The 22,313-nt window shown below is 65.2% G+C and carries 19 protein-coding genes; 6 read left to right on the top strand and 13 right to left on the bottom strand.

What is annotated here, in order from left to right; translation table 11 throughout:
• Positions 1-192 precede the first annotated feature (192 nt).
• The 3 genes from ACOIX3_RS12075 to ACOIX3_RS12085 form a co-directional block, all read right to left on the bottom strand.
• A complete protein-coding gene (locus ACOIX3_RS12075; protein ID WP_420970042.1) occupies positions 193-861 on the bottom strand; it encodes a hypothetical protein in 669 nt (222 codons plus the stop codon).
• A gap of 2 nt (positions 862-863) precedes the next feature.
• A complete protein-coding gene (locus ACOIX3_RS12080; protein ID WP_420970043.1) occupies positions 864-2,264 on the bottom strand; it encodes a selenium-binding protein SBP56-related protein in 1,401 nt (466 codons plus the stop codon).
• A gap of 508 nt (positions 2,265-2,772) precedes the next feature.
• On the bottom strand, positions 2,773-3,969 hold the full coding sequence (locus ACOIX3_RS12085; RefSeq protein WP_420970044.1) for an amidohydrolase family protein: 1,197 nt from the start codon (positions 3,967-3,969) through the stop codon (positions 2,773-2,775).
• Between the two features lie 169 nt (positions 3,970-4,138).
• Here ACOIX3_RS12085 and ACOIX3_RS12090 point away from each other — a divergent pair, with 169 nt between their 5' ends.
• Positions 4,139-4,912 carry a ferredoxin--NADP reductase gene (locus ACOIX3_RS12090; RefSeq protein ID WP_298364648.1) on the top strand — a complete coding sequence of 258 codons (774 nt, stop codon included), beginning with the start codon at positions 4,139-4,141 and terminating at the stop codon, positions 4,910-4,912.
• 124 nt (positions 4,913-5,036) lie between these two features.
• On the opposite strand, the gene soxA is transcribed toward ACOIX3_RS12090, so the two are convergent.
• The 8 genes from soxA to ACOIX3_RS12130 all read right to left on the bottom strand — a co-directional run bounded on the left by soxA (position 5,037) and on the right by ACOIX3_RS12130 (position 12,578).
• On the bottom strand, positions 5,037-5,810 hold the full coding sequence (soxA, locus tag ACOIX3_RS12095) for a sulfur oxidation c-type cytochrome SoxA (RefSeq protein ID WP_420970045.1): 774 nt from the start codon (positions 5,808-5,810) through the stop codon (positions 5,037-5,039).
• A complete protein-coding gene (soxZ, locus tag ACOIX3_RS12100) occupies positions 5,807-6,127 on the bottom strand; it encodes a thiosulfate oxidation carrier complex protein SoxZ (protein ID WP_420970046.1) in 321 nt (106 codons plus the stop codon). The genes soxA and soxZ overlap by 4 nt, the downstream gene beginning before the upstream one ends.
• The gene (locus ACOIX3_RS12105) at positions 6,127-6,591 is read right to left on the bottom strand and encodes a SoxY-related AACIE arm protein (protein WP_420970047.1); all 465 of its coding nucleotides are present in this window, start codon (positions 6,589-6,591) and stop codon (positions 6,127-6,129) included. Before ACOIX3_RS12105 ends, soxZ begins: the two co-directional genes overlap by 1 nt.
• 8 nt (positions 6,592-6,599) lie before the next feature.
• A complete protein-coding gene (gene soxX / locus ACOIX3_RS12110; RefSeq protein WP_420970048.1) occupies positions 6,600-7,049 on the bottom strand; it encodes a sulfur oxidation c-type cytochrome SoxX in 450 nt (149 codons plus the stop codon).
• Positions 7,042-8,313 (bottom strand): FCSD flavin-binding domain-containing protein, encoded by a 1,272-nt coding sequence (locus ACOIX3_RS12115; RefSeq protein WP_420970049.1) that lies wholly within the window; start codon positions 8,311-8,313, stop codon positions 7,042-7,044. Before ACOIX3_RS12115 ends, soxX begins: the two co-directional genes overlap by 8 nt.
• A gap of 52 nt (positions 8,314-8,365) precedes the next feature.
• Entirely contained in the window at positions 8,366-10,564 is a 2,199-nt protein-coding gene (locus tag ACOIX3_RS12120; RefSeq protein ID WP_420970050.1) for a molybdopterin cofactor-binding domain-containing protein, read from the bottom strand.
• 10 nt (positions 10,565-10,574) lie between these two features.
• Positions 10,575-11,024 (bottom strand): (2Fe-2S)-binding protein, encoded by a 450-nt coding sequence (locus tag ACOIX3_RS12125; RefSeq protein ID WP_420970051.1) that lies wholly within the window; start codon positions 11,022-11,024, stop codon positions 10,575-10,577.
• A 153-nt stretch (positions 11,025-11,177) separates the two neighbouring features.
• A complete protein-coding gene (locus tag ACOIX3_RS12130) occupies positions 11,178-12,578 on the bottom strand; it encodes an MFS transporter (RefSeq protein ID WP_420970052.1) in 1,401 nt (466 codons plus the stop codon).
• A gap of 652 nt (positions 12,579-13,230) precedes the next feature.
• Between ACOIX3_RS12130 and ACOIX3_RS12135 the strand changes: the two genes are divergently transcribed.
• The 3 genes from ACOIX3_RS12135 to ACOIX3_RS12145 are packed head-to-tail and all read left to right on the top strand — an operon-like array spanning position 13,231 to position 17,183.
• Positions 13,231-15,006, top strand: coding sequence for an ABC transporter permease (locus tag ACOIX3_RS12135; protein ID WP_420970053.1), 1,776 nt, complete (start codon positions 13,231-13,233; stop codon positions 15,004-15,006).
• A 20-nt stretch (positions 15,007-15,026) separates the two neighbouring features.
• On the top strand, positions 15,027-16,064 hold the full coding sequence (locus ACOIX3_RS12140; RefSeq protein WP_420970054.1) for an ABC transporter substrate-binding protein: 1,038 nt from the start codon (positions 15,027-15,029) through the stop codon (positions 16,062-16,064).
• Positions 16,065-16,079: 15 nt separating this feature from the next.
• The gene (locus ACOIX3_RS12145) at positions 16,080-17,183 is read left to right on the top strand and encodes an ABC transporter ATP-binding protein (RefSeq protein WP_420970055.1); all 1,104 of its coding nucleotides are present in this window, start codon (positions 16,080-16,082) and stop codon (positions 17,181-17,183) included.
• 6 nt (positions 17,184-17,189) lie between these two features.
• Here the strand turns inward: ACOIX3_RS12145 and ACOIX3_RS12150 are convergent, their stop codons facing one another.
• On the bottom strand, positions 17,190-18,170 hold the full coding sequence (locus ACOIX3_RS12150) for a Bug family tripartite tricarboxylate transporter substrate binding protein (RefSeq protein ID WP_420970056.1): 981 nt from the start codon (positions 18,168-18,170) through the stop codon (positions 17,190-17,192).
• Positions 18,171-18,266: 96 nt separating this feature from the next.
• Positions 18,267-19,046, bottom strand: a complete 780-nt coding sequence (locus ACOIX3_RS12155) for an IclR family transcriptional regulator (protein ID WP_420970057.1) — start codon at positions 19,044-19,046, stop codon at positions 18,267-18,269.
• A gap of 112 nt (positions 19,047-19,158) precedes the next feature.
• Between ACOIX3_RS12155 and ACOIX3_RS12160 the strand changes: the two genes are divergently transcribed.
• The gene (locus ACOIX3_RS12160) at positions 19,159-20,403 is read left to right on the top strand and encodes an acyl-CoA dehydrogenase family protein (RefSeq protein WP_420970058.1); all 1,245 of its coding nucleotides are present in this window, start codon (positions 19,159-19,161) and stop codon (positions 20,401-20,403) included.
• A 49-nt stretch (positions 20,404-20,452) separates the two neighbouring features.
• Positions 20,453-22,273, top strand: a complete 1,821-nt coding sequence (locus ACOIX3_RS12165) for a flavin-containing monooxygenase (RefSeq protein WP_420970059.1) — start codon at positions 20,453-20,455, stop codon at positions 22,271-22,273.
• Positions 22,274-22,313 lie beyond the last annotated feature (40 nt).

Below are 22,313 nucleotides of genomic sequence, written 5' to 3' on the forward strand. Positions count from 1 at the left end.
GATGAGAGCCGGGGTGGGGTGGTCTCTCCACACGGGCAGAATCTGTATGGAGAGACCGTCACCCCACCTCGGTTCGCATTCCGCATTGCTCCATGCGAACCGATCCTCCCCCTCCAGGGGAGGATGAAGAAAGGTGCCGCTCACCTCGCCACGATCTCCGGTAACTCGCCGGCAGCCGACGTCGCGTCTGAACTATGTCGCAAGACCAAGCGCCAGCGCGACGGCGCCGACTAGCACGAGGCTAACGGCCCAAACGGTGTCCAGATTGAACCAGCTCCGGGCCACGAATTTGAGGCCGAGGTAGCGGTAGACCAGCCACGCCAGAGATCCGCCGGCGGCGATCATCGCGCCGGCATGGACGATGGAGACCAGCACGGCCATCGTGAGGCTGGTGTCGATCAGGGAGTTGGCGGCGGCGTGGCCTTGGTCCGGCTCAGCCTCGCGGCATAGTCCGAGATAGATCGGCACCAGCATCAGCGCAGCGCCGTGGGCGATCGCCACCGCGAACGACCACAAAGCGAGTTGCGTCGGTGGTATCCGCGCCAAGGCCCGCGGATGGCGCCGGTCGATCAGCCGATAGATGCCGAAGGCGATCACAAGCAGGCTGGCGCCGATCCGGATCGTGCGCTGCCATTCGACGAGGGTGATCAGCAGCGCGAAGGGCAGGATCACGAGCAGCATCGCCAGCAGGTGACCGATTGCGAGCGGGCCAAGCGCGGCCAGCAGCGCGCGCGAACTCCTCTGCATCAATCCGGCCGAAACCGCGAGCGGCCAGCCCATGCCCGGGTTGATCCCGTGGTAGAGGCCGCTCGCGATGACAGCCAGCCACAGCCAGGCCGGTGTCCAGTCGGCTGCACTCACATTCAGGCCGACGGATAGCAGAACGAATCCGTCGAGCAGTCGCCGCCGTCGAGTCGGATCTGGTGCGCGCGGTATCCGTCGGGGAGGCTGACCCAGTAGTCCTTTGCCAGTTCAAGCCCGCCGCCCGGGCTTGCATTCGCCATCACCTCGGCGCCGGGAATGCCTTGCGGATAGAACTGGTCGTCCCAGGTCGAGTACAGCGAATTGGTCCAGTAGACCCGCTTGCCGTCGCGGCTGATCTCGACCATCTGCGGACCGCCGGCAAATGCCTGTCCGTTGGGATGCGGAGTGCGGCTGACGATGCCGCCGACGCGGACCGATCCGGCGAGCTTCGGCTTGCGCGGATCGCCGACATCGTATTGGCGCATCTCGCCGGTGGCCCAGCAGGAGACGTAAAGGAATTTGTCGTCCATCGACAGGTCGATGTCGGTCACCAGCGGCGGCACGGCGCCGAAACCCTGCAGCAGCGGCGGCAGTTGATCCTTCGGTGCGGGCTCGGGCGGTATCGTCGCCGTCTTCTCGATGTGAAACTTGCCGCCCTCGCGCCACCAGGTCCAGATCGAACCTTCGAGGTTCGTGGTATCGACCACGACGCCGACGAAGCCGTATTCACGAACCGGATCGTGCGCGGGCCGCACCTCCAGCGCCATCTGATGGTTGGCGCCGAGATCGATGGTCTGCACATTGCGTCGCGCGCGCAGATCCCAGAAGTGGATGCGATGGCCGTATTTGTTCGAGAGCAGGTCCTCCGGCACGATGCCGTTCTCGAATTGCGGCGGCAGCGCCCATTCGCTGCTCACCATGTAGTCGCGCGGCAGGTTCCACCAGAAGTCATAGTGCTTGGTCTGGGGACCGCGATCGATCTCCCAGCGTCCGAGCACATCGAAGGTCTCGCAGTCCATGATGAAGACGCCGGGCGGTCCATCGGTGCCGTCCTTGCCGCCGCCGCCGAGCGTCGAGACGTAAATGCCGTCCGGGCCGCAGTGGATGGTATGCGGCCGCGAATAGCCGGTCTTCCTGAACACCTCCTCGGGCTCGATGATCTTGTGGATCTTGGCCTGCGTCGGATCCGGCTTGGTGTCGATGATGTAGATCCGCGACGACCGCATGCCGGGAACGATCAGATAGCGGCGCTCGATGAAGGCATGTCCCGCAAGCGGGGATAATGCGGAGGAACACGCGTTCCAGCCGAAATGGTGAAACTCGTCGCCCTTGTTGGGCATCGTCACGGTGTGGACGATCTTGCTGTAGGTCGGCGAGCCCGGCTTGACGTCGATCACGGCAAGGGCGTCGGGCTTGGAAAAATCCGGGCTGAGCAGCACGGTGTAGGCGAAGTTCTCGGCCGGAGCTTCCATCGCAAGCTTCGGCGACGCGTGAAACGTGGGATCTGGCCTCATCGTCATCGTGCTGCCTCCTGTTTGCTGGTGTGGACCAACACGGCACGGCGGCATGCGGCGGGAACTATTCCGGATCGTCGCGTGGCTCTTGCGAGCGCCGCCGGCTAGGTTCGCGTGGCGGCACGATACACCTCAATGATGACGGGTGGAAACAAGGTTCGGTTACGGAGGCGGCGCGGCAAAGGCGCGCGGTGCCGTGCCTGTGATCCAACAGCTTCTTCAAGAGGTTGAACCAACAACCGTACGACTCACAAGCGGCACCAAACATTCAGTGTCGTCCCGGCGAAAGCCGGGACCCATAACCACCGAGGGCCATTGTTACGCAGCGCTGGAGCCGCAGCCTTTCTCAACAACTTAGCCCTGTGGTTATGGGTCCCGGCTTTCGCCGGGACGACACCGGATATGTTGCTCCGCTGTTCAACCCGTCACCCCTTCAAGACGCGCGCGAGATGCGCGCACCTCCAGCGATAACGGCAAAGCCGTTACGCGGGGATGACGGGTCGTCTATCGTAACCTACTTCGCCACGATCTCCGGCACCTTGCCTGCGGGCGGCGTGTTGCGGCTGCGCTGGGTGCGGACGATGCCGTCGATGATGGTCATGCCGATGCCCGGGAGATCGCCGAGCTGAACGCTCTCCAGGATGTTCTTGCCCGGCGAATGCTGCGCCTTGTCCATCAGCACGAAATCGGCGGAACGGCCGATCTCGATCAGGCCGCAATCGAGCTCGCGCATCCGCGCGGTGTTGCCGGTGGCAAGGCAGAACGCCAGCTCGGCCGGCAGCTCGCCGAGCGAGGACAATAGCGAGACCATCCGCAGGATGCCGAGCGGCTGCACGCCGGAGCCGGCCGGCGCGTCGGTGCCGAGGATCACGCGATGCAAATCGCCCATCTCGCGCGCGATGCGCAGCGTGAACAGCGCCGAGCGCTCATTGCCGTTGTGCACCAGCTCGAGCCCGCGCTTGCAGCCCTCGCAGATGCAGCGGATCTGGTCGTCGGGCAGGGCAGTGTGGCCGCCATTGATGTGGCCGACGACGTCGGTGTCGGCCTCCAGCACCACGTCCTTGTCGATCAGGCCGGAGCCGGGGATCGAGGGACCGCCGGTGTGGATCGTGCTCTGGATGCCGTATTTGCGCGCCCAGCCGACCATCTTGCGCGCCGTCGGACCATCCTTGACGCCGCCGAGCCCGACTTCGCCGAGCAGCTTGACGCCGGCCGCGGCCATTTCCTTGAAATCGTCCTCGACCATCTCGCACTCGATCACGGGCGCGCCGGCATGCACCTTCACGCCGCCCGGCCGCAGCGTCCAGAATGCTCGCTGCGCGAAGATCGCCATCGCCTTCAACCCGACCACGTCGCGCGGCCGGCCGGGCATATGCACTTCGCCGGCGGAGATCATGGTGGTGACGCCGCCATGCAGGTAGCTGTCGATCCAGCTGGTCTGGTTCTGCCGCGGCGTCCAGTCGCCGGCGACCGGGTGGACGTGGCTGTCGATCAGGCCGGGCGCGACCGTCGTGCCCATGGCGTCGACGATCGTGGTGGCGCCTTCGGTGTCGACGTCCTTGAAGCGGCCGATCGCGGTGATCCTGCCGTTCTCGGCGACGATGGTATCGGCGTCCAGGATCGGCTTCTCCAGCGCTCCCGACAGCAATAGCCCGATATTGCGGATCACCAGCTTGCTGGGGCCGGTGGCCTGGGGCGCGTCGTGAGCCATGGGTGTTTTCCTTTTTTCTTTCCGAAATTACCCGGGAATTTGAGCCCGGCTTGACTTTTCGATCAAGCCGGATTATTCGTTTGTATACGAATGATCGTATACAAACGATCCGGCCGGTCAACGGGGTTCAAGTCCCTTTCCGCCGCAGCACAAATCAGGGATTGGTGCGATGAGCAATTTCAACCAGGAAAGCGTCCTCAGCGTTCATCACTGGACCGACACGCTGTTCTCCTTCAAAACCACACGCAATCCGTCGTTCCGCTTCCGCAACGGCGAGTTCACCATGATCGGGCTCAAGGTCGGCGAGAAGCCGCTGCTGCGGGCCTACAGCGTCGCCAGCGCCAATTACGAGGACACGCTCGAGTTCTTCTCGATCAAGGTTCCGGACGGCCCGCTGACTTCACGTCTTCAGCATCTCAAGGAAGGTGACGAGATCATCGTCAGCCGCAAGGCGACCGGCACGCTGGTCATCGACAACCTCGAGGATGGCCGCAACCTCTATCTGATCGGCACCGGCACGGGGCTTGCGCCGTTCCTCAGCGTGATCAAGGATCCCGAGACCTATGACCGCTTCGAGAAGGTCGTGCTGCTGCACGGCTGCCGCCGCGTCAAGGAGCTCGCCTATGGCGAGATGATCACCGAGAAGCTGCCGCAGGACGAACTGATCGGCGATCTCGTGCGCGATCAGCTGATTTACTACCCGACCGTGACGCGCGATCCGTTCCGCAATCGCGGCCGCATCACCGACCTCATCACCTCGGGCAAGCTGTTCGCCGATATCGGCCTGCCGGCGCTCGATGCCGCGCATGACCGCGTCATGATCTGCGGCTCGCCGGCGCTGGTCGCCGACACCCGCACGCTGCTGGGCGGCCGCGGCTTCGTCGAGGGCAATCACGGCGAGCCCGCCCAGTTCGTGGTGGAGAAGGCGTTCGCCGAACGCTAGGGTTTGCCTTGGTCCTCCGCCATTGCGAGGAGCGAGAGCGACGAAGCAATCCATCTTCCGGTACAGCCAGAAGCAATGGATTGCTTCGCTTCGCTCGCAATGACGCGGATGGCGTCGTGTGCAATCACGGCCTGACCGCCGGCGTCTCGACCGGCATGCCGCGCGCCCGCGCCATCAGATAGAGCTCGAGCTCGACCAGCTCGGGCGAACCGTAATCATAGGCCTGCGCGCGGATGCCGGTGATGCAGGCGCGCAGCCGCCGCTGCAATGATCCGAGCGACTGCCATTCCAGCCGGTACAGCGGATAGCCGGTCGGTTGTCCCTGCGTGATCGCGCTGCCCGCGAGCTTTCTGTCCCAGTTGTCGTCGTGGCAGTTGGTGCAGCCGAGATTGAGCTGGCCCTGCCGCTGCATGAACAGCGCGTGGCCCTTCTGGACGAAGGGCGCCAGCTCCGGATCGTCGCCGGCTGCGATCGGCATGCCGCGCGACTGCTGCGCGACATAGGCAGTCAGCGCCAGCAGCTCGCGGCTTTCGTAGGCGAAGGGCGAGGCATGCTGGTGGTTGGTGCGGCAGAGGTTGATCCGCGCTTCGAGGTCGACCGGCCTTCCCAGCGTCTTCTCGAAGGCAGGGTAGTGCGCCGCGACGCCCTTCATGCTGACGCGCGCATCGTTGTGGCAATCGGCGCAAGCCTTGTTTGCGGTGCCGGCCTTGCGCTGCCACAGCGCTTCGCCGTCGAGCACGAACAGCATGCCGGGGTTGGCCGTGTCCTCGTCCTGCATCGCCTTGGTGTCCGGGCTCATGAAGCTGTAGCCCGAACGGCGCTCGGATAGCGGAATCTCGGTGGCGAGCGCCGCGCCCGCCATCGCCGTCAGCAGCGCGATGCAGGCGGCAATCCTCATTCGACCGTGATCGAAGCCTGCGCGGTCTCCGAAAACCCCTTGTCGCCGATCCACTCGAACTCGAACTTGCCGCTCTCGGTCACCGTGGTGAAGAAGGTGATGAACGGATTGGCCGCGATCGCGGGAAACAAATCGGCACGAAACACTTCGGTGCCGTTGAAGCGGCAAGTGAAGCTCGTGATAATGTCGCGCGGCACCACGTCGCCCGACGCGGTGTGGCGATAGCCGGTCTCCATGATGTGCGACATCAGCGTCTTGATCTCGATGACGCTGCCGCGCTTGGCCTTGGCCGGCACGTTGATCAGGGCCGACGGCATCAGATCGCCTCCTCGGTGCAGGCGGCGAGCGTCACCACGACATCGGCGGTTGCCAACCAGAACGTGTCGTCGGACAGCCGTGCGATGGCCGTGACCTTCTGGCTGTCGGCGAGCCGGATGCGGGTCGATATTTGCGCGCGTCCGGCGCGTGGCCCGAGATAGAAATTGCCGATGTTCGGTTGCGGATTCTTCTCGTTGAAGACGTGGATGCTCTTCACATACTCGTCCGCCGTCATCGGGCTGCTGACGCTCACCGTCATCGGCACCGTGTTGCCGTTCTCGACCAGCGGCGGGATGTCGAGCTTGACCTTGCCGGTCCGCACATTGGCTTCGCCGACGACATTGCGTATCGCGGCCGACAGCATCGCCGGCGTTGCGTCGGCAGGGCGGACGATCACCAACACTGCGGCGCCTCCGGCGAGGCCCAGGAATGTCCGGCGAGAGGTGTGGTCGGAATCCGCCATCGTTTGTCCTAGTTCCGCAATGTCACAAGATAGGCCACGATATCCTCGATCTGCTCCGCCGACAGGATCGGCTTGCCGCGCCATGAGGCGCCGACCCGCGTGAGCCCGTCGACGCGATAGTAGGACGGCATGATCGTCGCCGCATTGAGGTGCGCCGCATCGACCAGCCGGAGCCGCAACTGCCCCTCCGACCAGCGGCTGCCGCTGCCAGCGAGGTGCGGTGCGAGATCGCCCTGGAAGGCCTGCTCGGGAAATGGGCCGCTGTGGCAGAGGATGCAAGTGGAGGAACGCTCGACGATCAGTACACGGCCGCGGGTTGCGTCACCCTTGGCTCCGGTTAACGAAGCGGGAATCCCATCGCCGACCACGGTGTAGGGGCGCAACTCTTCGGCGCCGACGGGCGCGCAGGCTGCGAATAATGCCGCGGCGAGCAACGTTTTAGGGGCGAGCCTAGCCAAAGGCGTCTCCCGTGATGGTCTTAAACCAGTCGAGCGCCTGATCGGCCTCGCGCTGGCGCACCTCGCGCGGCGCGTCGACCGGGCTCGTGGTCACCTCGGCCTCGGCGTACTGGTCTTCCTTGGGCTGATAGATGCCCTTCAGCGAGAAGGCGTAGCCAGGAGCAACCGTGTTGTAGCAGGCGCCATCGAGCCGCGGCGTGTCCGGCGCCTTGCCCGCAAGTGAATTGACGATCGCCGCCGCACAGGCCCGGCCTTGCGCCGCTGCGGCGGAGGCGGATTTCGGAATGCCGCCTGCGATCGCGGCATCGCCGATGACGTGGATATTGGGCACAAGCTTGGAGGCAAAGCTGACCGGATCGATCGGGCACCAGCCGGTGTGGTCGGCGGCGCCGGCGATCTCCGCGATGCGGCCGGCTCGCTGCGGCGGGATCACATTGGCGACCGCAGCGGTGTAATTGCCGAAGTCGGTGACGATCTCGTTGGTTACCGGATCGACCGACGTCACGCGCCCGCCTTGCGACAGCGCGATCCGCTCGATCATCCCGGGATAGAGCTCCGCCCACGCCTTCTCGAACAGTTTTTGCTGCGAGTAATTGTCCTTGGCGTCGAGCACCAGGATCTTCGACTTGGGCTTCTTGGCCTTGAGGTAATGCGCGATCAGGTTGGCGCGCTCGTAAGGCGCCGGCGGACAGCGCAGCGGCGCGGCGGGCACCGCGATTACGACCAGGCCGCCGTCGTCCATGGCCTCGAGCTGCCTGCGCAGCAGCAGGGTCTGCGCGCCGGCCTTCCAGGCATGCGGCATCTTCTCGGCGGCTGCCTCGTCATAGCCGGGCAGGGCATCGAAGTGCATGTCGATACCGGGGGCGAGCACAAGCCGGTCATAGGAGAGCATTTTGCCATCGGAGAGCGTGACGGTGCGCGCCTGCGCATCGACCTTGATGGCCGCCTGCGCGGCGACCGTGATGCCGTCGGCGGCAACCTTGTCGTAGGTGAACTGCTGCGACGAGAGTTCGCGCAGGCCCGCGATCACCTCGTTGCTGAACGGGCAGGCGGTGAAGATCTTGTTCGGCTCGATCAGCGTGACCTGGAGTTTTGGATCGAGCCGTCGCAGCGCCCGCGCGCAAGCCGCGCCGCCGAAGCCGCCGCCGATCACCGCGATGCGCGGCGCGCCTTGCGCCAGCGCCGGACACGCCAAGGCCGCCGCTGTGACGACAGCGGCGCCACGGATCACATCCCTGCGCGTCGGACGACGCGTGACGGCCATGCACGAAAATCCGAATGAGGAAGCGGCGGCGGGGCCGCCGCTTCTGGTTTGATCAGGCGAAGGAGATGTTCTGGTTGCGCAGCGGGAAAGAGCGGATGCGCTTTCCCGTCGCCGCGAAATAGGCGTTGAGCACCGCCGGCGCCGCAACGCCGATGGTCGGCTCGCCGACGCCGCCCCAGAACCCGCCGCTCGGCACCATCACCGACTCCACCTTGGGCATTTCGTTGATGCGCATCGAGTTGTAGGTGTCGAAATTGGTCTGCTCGATGCGACCGTCCTTCACGGTGCAGCCGCCGTAGAACAGCGCGCTGAGGCCGTAGACGAAGGAGCCCGCGATCTGCCGCTCGACCTGCGCCGGATTGACGACATAGCCGGGATCGGTGGAGGCGACGATGCGATGCACCTTGATCTTGCTGCCGTCGGTCACCGAGATCTCGGCGGCGCCGGCAACGTAGCTGCCATAGCCCATCACCTGCGCGATACCGCGATAGACGCCCTGCGGTGCCGGCGTGCCCCAGCCGATCTTCTCGGCCACGGCGTTGAGCACGGCGAGGTGCTTGGGGTTCTTGCCCATCAGCTTGCGGCGAAATTCGAGCGGGTCCTGGCCGGCAGCCAGCGCCAACTCGTCCATGAAGCATTCCATGTAGATCGCGTTGTGATTGACGTTGACGCCGCGCCAGAAGCCGGGCGGGACGTGCGGGTTGCGCATCGCATGCTCGACCAGCAAATTCGGCACCGAATAACCGATCGCGGCCTCGCCGGATTGCGCGACGCCCTGGAACGCGGCGGGGTCCATGCCGTTCTGCAGCGCTTCCGGGCGCACCGAGAACAGGATCGATTGCCCCGACAGCCGGTAGTGCAGCGCGACCAGGTTGTTGTCGGCATCGAACGCGCCGGTCAGCTTGCACTGCGTGATCGGGTGATACTTGCCGTGCTGCATGTCCTCTTCGCGCGACCACAGCAGCTTGATCGGCGTGCCCGGCATCTGCTTGGCGATCGCCACCGCCTGGCGGACATAGTCGGTCATGCCGCGCCGGCCGAAGCCGCCGCCGAGCATCAGCTTGTGCACGTCGACCTTCTCCGCCGGCAGGCCGGAGGCCTCGAGCGCCGCCGCGAACGCCGCCTCGCCGTTCTGCGTACCGCACCACACCTCGCATTTGTCCGGCGTGTAGAGCACGGTGGCGTTCATCGGCTCCATCGTGGCATGGTTCTGGTAGGGGTAGCTGTAGACCGCCTCCACCTTCTTGGCCGCGCTTGCGATCGCTGCCTTTGCATCGCCGTTCTGGTTGCCGACATAGGCCGGCTGTGCGTTGTCGAGACCTTCGGCGAGCCATTTCGCAATCGTCTCGCTGGAGACCTTCGCGTTGTCGCCTTCGTCCCAGACGATCGGCAGCTTGTCGAGCGCGGACTTGGCGTGCCACCAGGTGTCGGCAACGACGGCGACGGCGCTGTCACCGACCGGCACCACCTTCTTGACGCCCTTCATGTTGGCGATCTTGGCTTCGTCGAAGCTCTTCAGCTTGCCGCCGAACACCGGGCAGTCCTTGATCGCGGCGTTCAGCATGCCCGGCAGCTTGACGTCGATGCCATAAGTCATCTTGCCGGTGGTCTTGTCGACGGTATCGAGCCGCTTCAGGCCCTTGCCGGCGATGGTCCAGTCCTTCGGATCCTTGAGCTTGACGTCGGCCGGCGGCTCCAGCTTGGCGGCGGCTTCCGCGACCTTGCCGTAGGTCGTGGTCTTGCCGGAGGGCGTGTGGGTGATGACGCTGTTCGCGGCCTTGCATTCCGAGGCCGGCACCTTCCACTCATTCGCCGCGGCCTGGATCAGCATCACGCGCGCAGTGGCGCCGCCCTTGCGGACATAGTCTTGCGAGGTGCGGATGCCGCGGCTGCCGCCGGTCGAGAAATCGCCCCAGGCGCGCTTGCGGGCGACGCTCTGGCCGGGCGTCGGGAATTCGGTGGTGACCTTCGACCAATCGCATTCCAGTTCTTCGGCGACGAGCTGGGCGAGGCCGGTGAGCGTGCCCTGACCCATCTCGGAGCGGGCGATGCGGATCACCACGGCGTCGTCGGGCCGGATCACGACCCAGGCGTTGACTTCAGGTGCGCCATCGGCTGCACGCACCACGGCGGGGCCGCCGAACGGCAGATCGAGGCCGAGCGCGAGTCCGGCGCCGGCGGTTGCCGTGCCGATCACGAAGGCGCGGCGATTGAGTGTTGGCATGATGTGTTGGTTGACTTGCAGATTCATGGCTGCCTCCTCACGCGTTCGCGGCAGCATGGATCGCCTCGCGCACCTGCTGGAAGGTGCCGCAGCGGCAGATATTGGTGATGGCGTCGTTGATGTCGTCGTCGCTGGGCTTCGGATTCTCTTTCAGCAGCGCCGCGACGGCCATGATCATGCCGCTCTGGCAATAGCCGCATTGCGGCACGTCGCTCGCGATCCAGGCGAGCTGCACCTTGTGCATTACGCCGCCAGCCGCGAGGCCCTCGATGGTGGTGATGTCCTTGCCGGCCATCTCGCTCACCGTCACGCCGCAGGAGCGTATCGCGACACCGTCGACATGCACCGTGCAGGCGCCGCATTGTGCAATGCCGCAGCCGTATTTGGTCCCCGTCAGTCCGACGTTCTCGCGAATCGCCCACAGCAGTGGCGTGTCGTCCTCGACGTCCACATTGATTGTCTTGCCGTTGATTTTGAGGTTTGCCATCGCTTTCCCCTGAATGGTCCAATCCTCCGATCGGACTTCAGCGCGATGTTGGCCTTGAAACTGGAACCGTTCAAATCAAGAAAACGCGTTTGCAGCGCGGAAGAAAGTTGACCGCGTGGTGTTTGGTCGCGCCCCGCGCGCGCAACATGCCTGTCATGTCTTTTGCGGCGAAGCGACGGCTAACCGCAGGAAGCTCATGACGCTGCCGAGCGCAGCAAATCCTGCACCCAGCGCCAGCGCGACGGTGGCGCCTTCGCGATCGGCCAGTGCGAAGCAGAGCGCGGCCAGCGCAGCGCCGGTGGTCTGCCCGGTCAGCCGTGCGGTCGCGACGATGCTGCTGGCGCTGCCGCTGCGATGCGACGGCGCGCTCGACATGATCGCCTTCATGTTGGGGGTCTGGAAGAAGCCGAAGCCGATGCCGCAGATCATGGTGCGCCAGACGATGTTGGCGACGCCGGGCTCGGTCGGCAGGGTCGCGAGCAGCACCATGCCAACGCCCAGCAGCAGCATGCCGATGCCGCCGAGGATGCCGGCCGGATAGCGATCCGACAGCCGGCCGCCGATCGGCGCCATGAAGGCGACCACCAGCGGCCAGGGCGTCATGAAGAAGCCGGTCTCGACCTGCGAGCGGTGCAATATGTCCTCGAAGTAGAACGGCAGCGACACGAAGGCGAGGCCCTGCACAGCAAATGAGCAAACGGCGGTCGCGGCCGACAGCGCGAAGATCGGACGGCGAAACAGGTCGATCGGCAGCATCGGCGCCGGATGATCGGCATGCCGCCGGGTCAGGATCCAGCCGAACAGGAGGGCGCCGGCAAACTCCGAGATGACGAGCGCAGGCGCGGTCTTGTGGGCGGCGCTGCCGATGCTGATGATGAAGAGCCCGAGGCAGGCGCACGCCAGCGCCGCACCGGCAAAGTCGAAGGCGTGGGTGGCGCGCGGCGTCTTCGGCAGCGTCTTCATGCCGATCAGCAACGCGACGATGCCGAAGGGAATGTTGACGGCGAACAGCCAGGGCCACGAGCCCAGCGCGAGGATGCCGGAGGCGACGGTCGGCCCCAGCGTCATGGCGCTCGCGACCACGAGCGCATTGTGGCCGAAGCCGCGGCCGAGCATCCGGCTCGGATAGACGAAGCGGACCAGCGCGGTGTTGACGCTCATCAGACCGCTGGCGCCAAGCCCCTGCAAGGTGCGCGCGACCAAAAGGCTCGGCAGCGACCACGCCAGCGCACAGCCAATTGACGCCAATGTGAACAGCAGGAGGCCGCCGATGTAGATCCGCTGGTGGCCGACGATCTCGCCGAGCGCGCCGAGCGGCAGCAGCGTTGCGACCAGGGCGATCTGGTAGACGTTGACGACCCAGACCACCTCGGCAGGGCTGACATGCAGATCGTTGGCGATCGCGGGCAGCGCGATGTTGGCGATCGCGGTATCGAGCGAGGCCATCGCCAGCGCCGTGAAGATCGCGGCCACCGCCCAGCGTCGCTTTTCCCAGGGCAGTCCATCGGTGGTCGGCGCCGCAGCCGCACCTGATATCGGGGTCTTCTCGAGCATGCCTGAAAATGTCTCCGGGACCGCCATGTACTACGGCGGCATCCCGTTCCCCAGCCGCGCCATTGCATGATGCATATGCGAAGCGGCCTTGCCGGACGCGCAGGCAGGCTGTGGCCCAGGGGCAGGGCCGCAGCGAAGGGCAAAGCTCGGGCAACCCATGTCGCGAGAATGCCGAAATATGACTCGGCGGCCGCGCAACAAATTCAGTGTCGTCCCGGCGTAGGCCGGGACCCATAACCACAAATGGCAATTGTTGCGCGACGCTGGGGCCGCAGCCTCCTCAACAACACAGCCCTGTGGTTATGGGTCCCTGCTTTCGCAGGGACGACGGTTGTGGATGTGGGCCGTGCCAAGCAACCGGCGTCGTCCTGGCGAAAGCCAGGACCCATTACCCCAAATGAGAATTGTTGCGTGATGCCGGGGCCGCAGCTCACTCTCACAACACAACCCAGTGGTTGTGGGTCCCTGCTTTCGCAGGGACGACACCGAGATTGTGGCGCGTGAGCGCGATCAATCGAATTCGTGTGCCGCGCTGTGTCACATTAGCGCGCCGGAGCGACTTTCGGATAGCTTGCGTCACAGTCGCGATCGACTACGCTTGGCATATAAGCAGGCGCGACGTCAGATCGGGCCGCAAGAGGGGACGCGCGCATTGCACGGACAGACCGACTGGCGCAGCGAAGCCATGCGAAGCGCCAGGGAGGGAACCCGGCGCCGCGCATTCACCGGCCTCTGGGTCGCGGCGCTGCTGGCGATCCTCGGCTTCCTGGTCATCTATCCCGTCTTGATGCTGCTGCTCGGCGCGCTCACCGACACCAACCCGGTGGTCGACGGCATCCGCCTCAGCCTGAGCCATCTGTCGATCGCCAATTTCCTCGCCGTGCTTGCCAATCCGAATGTCGGCGAGGCGCTGCTCAACACGCTGATCGCCTGCGGCGGCGGCACGGTGATCGCGGTTGCGATCGGGCTGTTCTTCTCCTGGATCGTGGTACGCACCAACACGCCGTTCAAGGGCTTCATCGCCGCGGCCAGCATCCTGCCGCTGTTCGCGCCGCCGCTGGTGGCCGGCGTGGCCTGGGCGATTCTCGGCTCGCCGAAGACCGGGTTGATCAACACGATGTTCAAGTGGATGGGCTCCGACCTGCGCATCGATCTCTATTCGATGTGGGGCCTGGTGTTCGTGTTCGGCATCTACTACGCGCCCTATGTCTACATGTTCACGTCGTCGGCGCTGCGCAACATGGACCCGAGCCTGGAAGAGGCGGCGGAAATCTCCGGCGCCAGCGCGTTCGCCACCCTGTTCACGGTGACGTTTCCGCTGATCATGCCGGCGATCGTCTCGGGCATGCTGCTGTCGTTCATCGTGATGCTCGGCATCTACGGCATCCCGGCCGTGCTCGGCGCGCCGACCAATCTGAGCGTGCTCACGACCTACATCTTCAAGCTCACCAACTGGTCGCCGCCGCTCTACAACACCGCGGCCGCCGTCGCGATCATCCTGATGATGGTGACGGGGCTCTTGGTCTATCTGCAGCAGAAATTGCTGAGCGGGCGCAGCTATACGACCGTGGCGGGCAAGGCGTTCCGGCCGCGCAGCCTCGATCTCGGGCCGTGGCGCTGGGTCACCTTCGCGCTCGGGATCGTCTATCTCGTCATTGTCGTGGTGCTGCCGTCGCTGGCGCTGATCGTCGCGGCCTTCCGCAAGTTCATGTTCATCCGCGACGCCGCGAGCCTGTTCGACATGCGGCAGTATTCGCTGACGCATTTCGAGAGCATCTTCGACAATCCGTTGACCATGAAGTCGATCTACAACGCGATCGAGGTCGGAATCATCACCGCTGTCGTCGGCGGCGCGCTCGCCTTTGCGATCGGCTACACCATCCATCGCACCCGCGTCGCGGGGCGCGGCGCCATCGACCTGATCTCGACGCTGCCGGTCGCAATCCCCGGGCTCGTGGTCGGCGTCGCCTATCTCTGGGCCTGGATCGGCGTTCCCGGCGGGCTCTACGGCACGATCTGGATTCTCGCGCTCGCCTTCATCGCGCGCTTCATGCCCGACACCGTGAAGGCGCTGTCGACCTCGTTCCTGCAGATCCACCGCGAGCTCGAGGAGGCCGCTTGGGTCTGCGGCCGGGGCATGCTCGGCACCATCAGGACGATCGTGCTGCCGCTGGCGCGGCCGGGCGTGCTGGCGTCGATGACGCTGCTGTTCGTGCTGGCGATCCGCGAGCTCGGCTCGTCGCTGTTCCTCTACACCAGCAACACCATGGTGATGTCGGTGTTGCTGCTCGACTATTACGAGGGCGGCAACATCGGCAAGACCGCGGCCTTCAGCCTGGTGCAGACCGTGCTGCTCGGCGTCCTGATCGGCGGCGCCAACTGGCTGTCGCGTGGGGCGGCGCAGGGCAACGTGGCGCGGACCGGATAACGATAAGGGGAGGATTGGCGATGGATAGACGAACCTTCACCACACTAGCCTTGACACTGGCCTTGGCGAGCGTCGCAACGCTTGCGCTGGCGCCGGCCGTGCGGGCGCAGGAGTTCGGCTCGGCGGAATTGATCGCGGCCGCGAAGGCCGAAGGCAAGCTCGTGTTCTACACGGCGAATTTTGCCGAGATCGAGCAGCAGGTGATCAAGGCGTTCAACAAGCGCTTTCCCGAGATCACGGTCGAGATGGTCCGCGCGCCCGGCGGGCAGCTCATCACCCGCGTGAAGACCGAAGCCGCGGCCGGCAAGCTGATCGCCGACGTCGTCGACCACTCCGATCGCGCGCTGATGCAGCCGCTGGAGGATCTGTTCCAGGACTATGCGCCGCCGAACGCGGCCGATTACAGCAAGGACGCGCTGATCTCGCCGAAGCTGTGGCCGCGCGCCACCATCGCCTGGTCGATCGGCTACAACACTGAGCTGGTGAAGGATCCGCCGAAATCGTGGATGGACCTGACCAAGCCGCAATATGACAAGCTGATCGGGCAGGTGTTCGCGCAGTCCGGCGGCACCACCTGGACCCGGATCATGTTCGAGCGCCAGGTGCTCGGTGAGGACTACTGGGCCAAGCAGGCCGCAACCCATCCCGTGCTCTATCCCTCCGGCGCGCCGACCGCCGATGCTCTGGTGCGCGGCGAGATCGCGATCGCGCCGCTGCTCTACAACGTGATCTATCAAAAGAAGAAAGACGGCGCGCCGATCGAGATCTTCTTTCCGCCCGAAGGCGCGCCGGTCAATCCCTATGCGAGCGGCATTCCGAAGACGGCGGCGCATCCCAATGCGGCCAAGTTGTTCCTGAACTGGTGCCTGTCGAAGGAAGGACAGACCTTCATGATCAAGGAGCTCGGTAATCTCACCTCCTTGAAGGAGCCGCCGGCCTTTCCGGAGGGGTTCGATCCCAAGGTGGTCAAGCTCTGGTATCCGAAGTTCGACGACTACGTGAAGCTGCACGCAGCGTGGGTGGCGGACTGGGACAAGACGTTCGGATACCGGCAATAGGCGGCGAGGCTAGCGATGACGGCGACGCTCGAAGTCACCGATCTCAGGAAGCAGTTTGCGATCGGCCGCCCGGCGATCGACGGCGTCAGCTTTGGCGTGCCGGCCGGCGAGATCGTGGTGCTGCTCGGGCCGTCCGGCTGCGGCAAGACCACGACGCTGCGCTGCGTCGCCGGGCTCGAGCATCCGACCGATGGCGAGATCAGCATTTCCGGGCGGGTGGTCTCGTCGCCGGCGCGCGGCATTTTGGTGCCGCCGCGCTTGCGCAACCTCGGCATGGTGTTCCAGTCCTATGCGGTGTGGCCGCATATGACGGTGCGGCAGAACGTGATCTATCCGCTGAAGCACCGGACGGTCGGGCGCGCTGACGCCGCCCGCATGGTCGACGACGCGCTGGCGCTGGTCGGGCTGTCCGACTATGCCGACCGGCCGGTGGTGGCGCTCTCAGGCGGGCAGATGCAGCGCGTCGCGCTGGCGCGCAGCATGGTGTACCGGCCGCAACTCCTGCTGCTCGACGAGCCGCTGTCGAATCTCGATGCCAAACTGCGATTGCGGCTGCGCGACGATCTTCGCGTCATCCTCAAGCAGACCGGGATGACCGCGCTCTATGTCACCCATGATCAGGCCGAGGCGGTCGTGCTCGGTGACCGGATCGGCGTGATGCGCGACGGCAAGCTGTTGCAGATGGACACCCCTGACGTGATCTACAACCGTCCGGCCGATCTGTTCGTCGCCAATTTCACCGGCGCGACCAACGAGCTCGCCGGCACGCTGGTCGCGTGCAACGGTGGCTATGGCGTGGTCGATTTCGGCGACGGCCGGCAAGGCGAGGTCGCGCTGTTCCAGCCGCTGAAGCCCGACGAGAAGGTGCGGGTGGCGCTGCGGCCCGAGAACATCGCGATCGGCCGGCCCGATGGCGCCAACACGTTTGCGGCGAAGGTGCTCGACCGGCGCTACCAGGGCACGCAGACCGCCTACGGTCTCGAGCTGTTCGGCAAACGGCTGGAGGCGATCGAGCTCGGCACCGCCGCGCGCCATCAGGTCGGCGTCGAGGCACAGGTCGCGCTGCCGCGCGAATGCCTGTGGGCCTACCGTGACAACGGGCCGGCATCCCCTGACTGAGGGATGCTATTGCAGCGCCATGCCCGAGGTCTTGATCACCGTCGTCAGCTTCTGCTGATCGGCCTTCATCAGCGCGGCGAGCTCATCGAGCGACATCGGCTTGCCCGGAATATTGGCGAGCGACAGCTGGCGCTGCACGTCAGGGTTCTGCAACGCCTTGTTGATCGCCGCATTGATCTTCGCAAGCAGCGGCGCCGGCGTCGCGGCCGGCACGTAGATGCCGTACCAGGGAACGTAGGCGGCCTCGGCAAAGCCGGCTTCCGCGATGGTCGGGACGTCGGGCAGGTCGGGGACGCGTTTGTCGGTGAACACCGCGAGCGGCTTAACGCTGCCGGCCTTGATGTGCGGCAGCGCAAGCTCGAGCGAGACGATCTCGAAATGCATCAGGTTGGTCATCAGGTCGATCAGGGCCTGCGGCTGGCCCTTGTAGCCGACATTGGTCAGCTTGATGCCGGCGGCCTGAAACAGTTTCTGGGCGCTGAGGTCGATCGACGATCCGGTGCCGGGATTGCCGAAGTTGAACTGTCCGGGCTGCTTGCGGGCCAGCTCGACGAATTCGCCGATGCTGTTCACCGGCATCGACGGATGCACCAGCGCCACGCTTTGATTCCAGACCGCGAGGCCGACGCACCTGAAATCCCTTGCCGCGTTCCAGCCAGTGTCCTTGTAGAGATCCGGGTTGACCAGAAGCGCGGGGCCGGTGACGACCCAAGTGTAGCCGTCCGGCTCGCTGCGCGCGACGGCTGATGTGCCGATATTGCTGTTGCCGCCGGGCCGTGCCTCCACCACGACGGTCTGCTTCCAGTCGCGGCCGACCTGCTCGGTTACGGCGCGCGCGACGATGTCGACGATGCCGCCGGCAGGATAGGGCACGATGATGTGGATCGGACGGCTCGGATAATTGTCCTGCGCGTTGGCGCCGGCGCCAATCAGCAGGACGGATGCGATGGTCGCGAGCAGTCGAACGGCGGTTGCGATGCCGCGCATGTCTCCCTCCCCATATCTGCCGCATCGTCTGCGCGATGCGTACTTTTAATGCATGACCTCTTCGGAAAACCGCTTCACACTTTTCCGGATCATGTCCTAGTCGTTGGCCACCAGCGAGCGGATGCTGCGGGCGAGCCCGAGCATGCGCGGCCCGCATTCGCGCTCGATCTGCTCGGCGCTGAAGCGGAACGAGGGGATGCCGCAATTGACCGACAGGCATTCGCCGGCGGGCGTGCGATACAGCGGGGCGGCGACGCCAAAAATCTCGCGACGCCATTCGCCGAGCGAGACCGCGAAGCCGCGTTCGTTGCAGAGCTCGATGTCCGGCAGCGTGCGCCGTTCGACGTAGTCGAGCTCCTCAGGGCGCTCGGCCTTCACACGCGCGACATAGGCATCGCGTTCGTCCTTCGTGAACAGCGACAGCAGGGCGCGTCCGACCGCCGTCGGCGCCAGCGAGGAGACAAAGCCGACGTCAGGCACGTGCGGCACCGCGTCCGTCGTGCGCAGCGTTTCGACATAGATGAAGTCGAGCCCGAACGGCATCGCGATCGACACCGTGCCGCCGGTATAGGCGGCGAAGTCGCGCATCAGCGGACGCGCGAGCTGGCGGACCTTCAGCGACGACAGCACCGGATAGGCGGCGGCAAGCACGCCGAGCCCGAGCACGAAGCGGCCCTTGGCGTCGCGCCTGAGATAGCCGAGCTGCTCCAGCGTGTAGCTCAGGCGCGAGACGGTCGGCCGCGACAGGCCGGTGTGCTCGGCAAGCTCCGCATTCGAGAGCGGGCCGGCGTGGTTGCGGAAGGCGGCCAGCAGATCGAGCCCGTGCGCCAGGGTGGTCGCAAAGGAGGGATCCGCTGGGGATTCGAGGGTGGACAATGCCGCCATACGAAATAATGGTCTGAAATTGATCAGATTGTCAATATATCGAAATGAATTTGCAAATCGTTTCGATATCGGTTTATCTGCTGGCCAAAAGACGGGAGGCGGCATGGATTTCGATCTGTCCGAACGGTCGGAGCGCTGGCGGCAAGATCTGTTGGCCTTCTTCGAGAAGGCGGTGCTGCCGCGCCACCGCGCCTGGCTCGATCATGTCCGCGCGCACAGCGGCACGCCGCCCTTCATGGCCGAGCTGCAGCAGCAGGCGCGCGCGGCGGGCCTGTGGAATCTCGGTCTGCCCGAACTGGCGGACGACGAACCCGGCACGCGCCTCTCCAATCTCGACTACGCGCCGCTGGCGGAAATCATGGGGCGGCTGTTCTGGGCGCCGGAGGTGTTCAACTGCCAGGCGCCCGATGTGCCGAACATGATCGCGTTGCAGGCCTGCGCGACGCCTGAGCAGAAGACGCGCTGGCTCGCGCCGCTGCTCAACGCCGAGACGCGCTCCGCCTTCGGCATGACCGAGCCCGATGTCGCCTCGTCCGACGCCACCAACATCGCAACGCGGATGGTGCGCGACGGCGACCACTACATCATCAACGGCCGCAAATGGTTCATCACCGGCGCCGCGCATCCGCGCTGCAGCTTCCTGATCGTGATGGGTGTCACCGATGCCGGCGCCGAGCGCACCAGCCGGCATTCCTGCATCATCGTGCCGATGGATGCGCCCGGCGTGCGGCTGGTGCGGCGGCTGCGCTGGATGGGTTGCGAAGATCATACAGCGCCGATCGGCGAGCTTGAGTTCGACAATGTGCGCGTGCCGGTGGAGAATCTGCTCGGTGCGGAGGGCGAGGGTTTCAAGGTCGCGCAGATCCGGCTCGGCCCGGCGCGCATCCACCATTGCATGCGCTCGATCGGGCTCTGCGAGCTCCTGATCGAGCTGATGATGGCGCGTGCCGCGGAGCGCAGTGCATTCGGGCGCACCGTGATCCAGTACGACACCGTCCAGCGCTGGATCGCTGAAGCCCGCGTCGAACTGGAGCAGGCGCGGCTGCTCGCGTATCGCTGCGCCTGGCGGCTCGATCAGGCCGGCCATCACGGCGCCTGGCGCGACGTCTCGCTGATCAAGGTCGCGGTGCCCGCAATGCTGCAAAAGATCGCCGACCGCGCGATGCAGGTGTTCGGCGCGATGGGCGGCTCCGACGATACGCCGATCCATCAGGCGCTGGCGTGGGGACGGCTGCTCCGGATCGGCGACGGCCCCGACGAGGTGCATCTGCGGCAGATCTTCCGGATGGAGCCGATGCCGGAATGGTCGATCGCCAATTCGCCCTATCTTGCTGCACATCCCGCCTGAGCGGCGCTACAGTATCCACCGAATTATCCCTAGACGAGGCGCCCTTCCGATGACGATGACCGAGCAAGCCCGAGACGCAAAGCCCGCCGCGATCGACAAGGAGCGGCTGCGCCTGAAGTATCAGGAGGAACGCACCAAGCGGCTGCGTCCTGACGGCAACGACCAGTATCTCCAGATCAAGGACCAGCTCGCGCATTATCTCGAGGATCCCTACACGCCGGTGACGGAGCGCGCGCCGAAGACCGACCACGTCACCTTCGCCTTCATCGGCGGCGGCTTTGCCGGGCTCGCCACCGCGGCGCGGCTGACCGAGGCCGGCGTCAAGGATGTCCGCATTGTCGAGAAGGGCGGCGATTTCGGCGGCACCTGGTACTGGAACCGGTATCCCGGCGCGCAGTGCGACACTGCGTCGATGGTCTACATGCCGCTGCTCGAAGAGACCGGCCACATGCCGTCGGAGAAATACGCGCATGCGCCCGAGATCCTGGCGCACTGCCAGCGGATCGGCCGGCAGTTCAATCTCTACGACAACGCGCTGTTTCACACCGAGGTGACGAGCCTCGATTGGGACGCGGCACAATCGCGCTGGATCATCCGCACCACCAGGGGCGACGCCTTCACCGCGCAATATGTCGGCATCGGCACCGGCCCGCTGCATGTGCCGAAGCTGCCCGGCATTCCCGGCATCGAGCGCTTCAAGGGCCACTCGTTCCACACCAGTCGGTGGGATTACGACTACACCGGTGGCGATCCCCGCGGCGCGCCGATGGAGAAGCTTGCCGACAAGCGCGTCGGCATCATCGGCACCGGTGCTACGTCGGTGCAGTGCATTCCGCACCTCGCGCGCGCCTGCAAGGAGCTGTACGTGTTCCAGCGCACGCCGTCGTCGGTCGACGTCCGCGGCAATGGCCCGATCGATCCGGACTGGTTCGCCGATATCGCAACGCCGGGCTGGCAACAGCGCTGGCTGGAGAATTTCACCGCCAACCAGGCCGGTGGATCGGCCGAGGAAGACCTGGTGCAGGACGGCTGGACCGATTTGTCGAAGCGGATCCGCGCCAAGGTGATGCTGCTGCCGCGCGAGCAGCGGACCGTGGAAAACATGCGGGCGGTGTTCGAGGATTCCGATTTCGAAAAGATGGAGGAGATCCGCAACCGGGTCGACAGCATCGTCGGCGACCCCGAGACGGCCAGGAATCTCAAGGCCTGGTACGGCCAGCTCTGCAAGCGGCCATGTTTCCACGACGCCTATCTTCAGGCCTTCAACACGCCGGGCACGCATCTGGTCGATACCGACGGCAAGGGTGTCGAAGAGATTACCGAGAACGGGATTGTCGTCGCCGGCAAGGAATACAAGCTCGACTGCATCATCTACGCATCGGGCTTCGAGGTGGGGACCGAATATCGCAGGCGTGCGGGCTTCGATCTGACCGGCCGTGACGGCATCAAGCTGTCGGCGCATTGGGCCAAGGGTATGCGCACCAAGCACGGTATCCACGTGCACGGCTTCCCCAACGTGTTCTTCGTGCAGCCGACGCAGGGCGCCAACCTCATTTCCAACGTACCGCACAACCTGACGGAAGCGGCGCGGACCATCGCCCTGATGGTCGGACATGCGCAGGACAACGGCTTCAAGGAGATCGAAGTCAGCAAGGAAGCCGAGAACCGCTGGGTCGAGCTGCTGCTGACCGCGGTCGGCCGGATGATCGGTGGGCCGGATTGCACGCCCGGCTATTACAACAATGAGGGACGCGAGCCCGGGCCTGCCGCCAAGCTCAGTGTCGGCTATCCGGCGGGCGCGTTGGCCTACTTCAAATACATCGATGGCTGGCGCCGCAGCGGCCAGTTCGAAGGCGTGCAATTCCGCTGAGTGATGCGCGACCGGGACTGATCTTCGCCAAACGAGGGAG

It is taken from the genome of Bradyrhizobium sp. B120 (assembly GCF_049075665.1).
Lineage (GTDB): Bacteria > Pseudomonadota > Alphaproteobacteria > Rhizobiales > Xanthobacteraceae > Bradyrhizobium.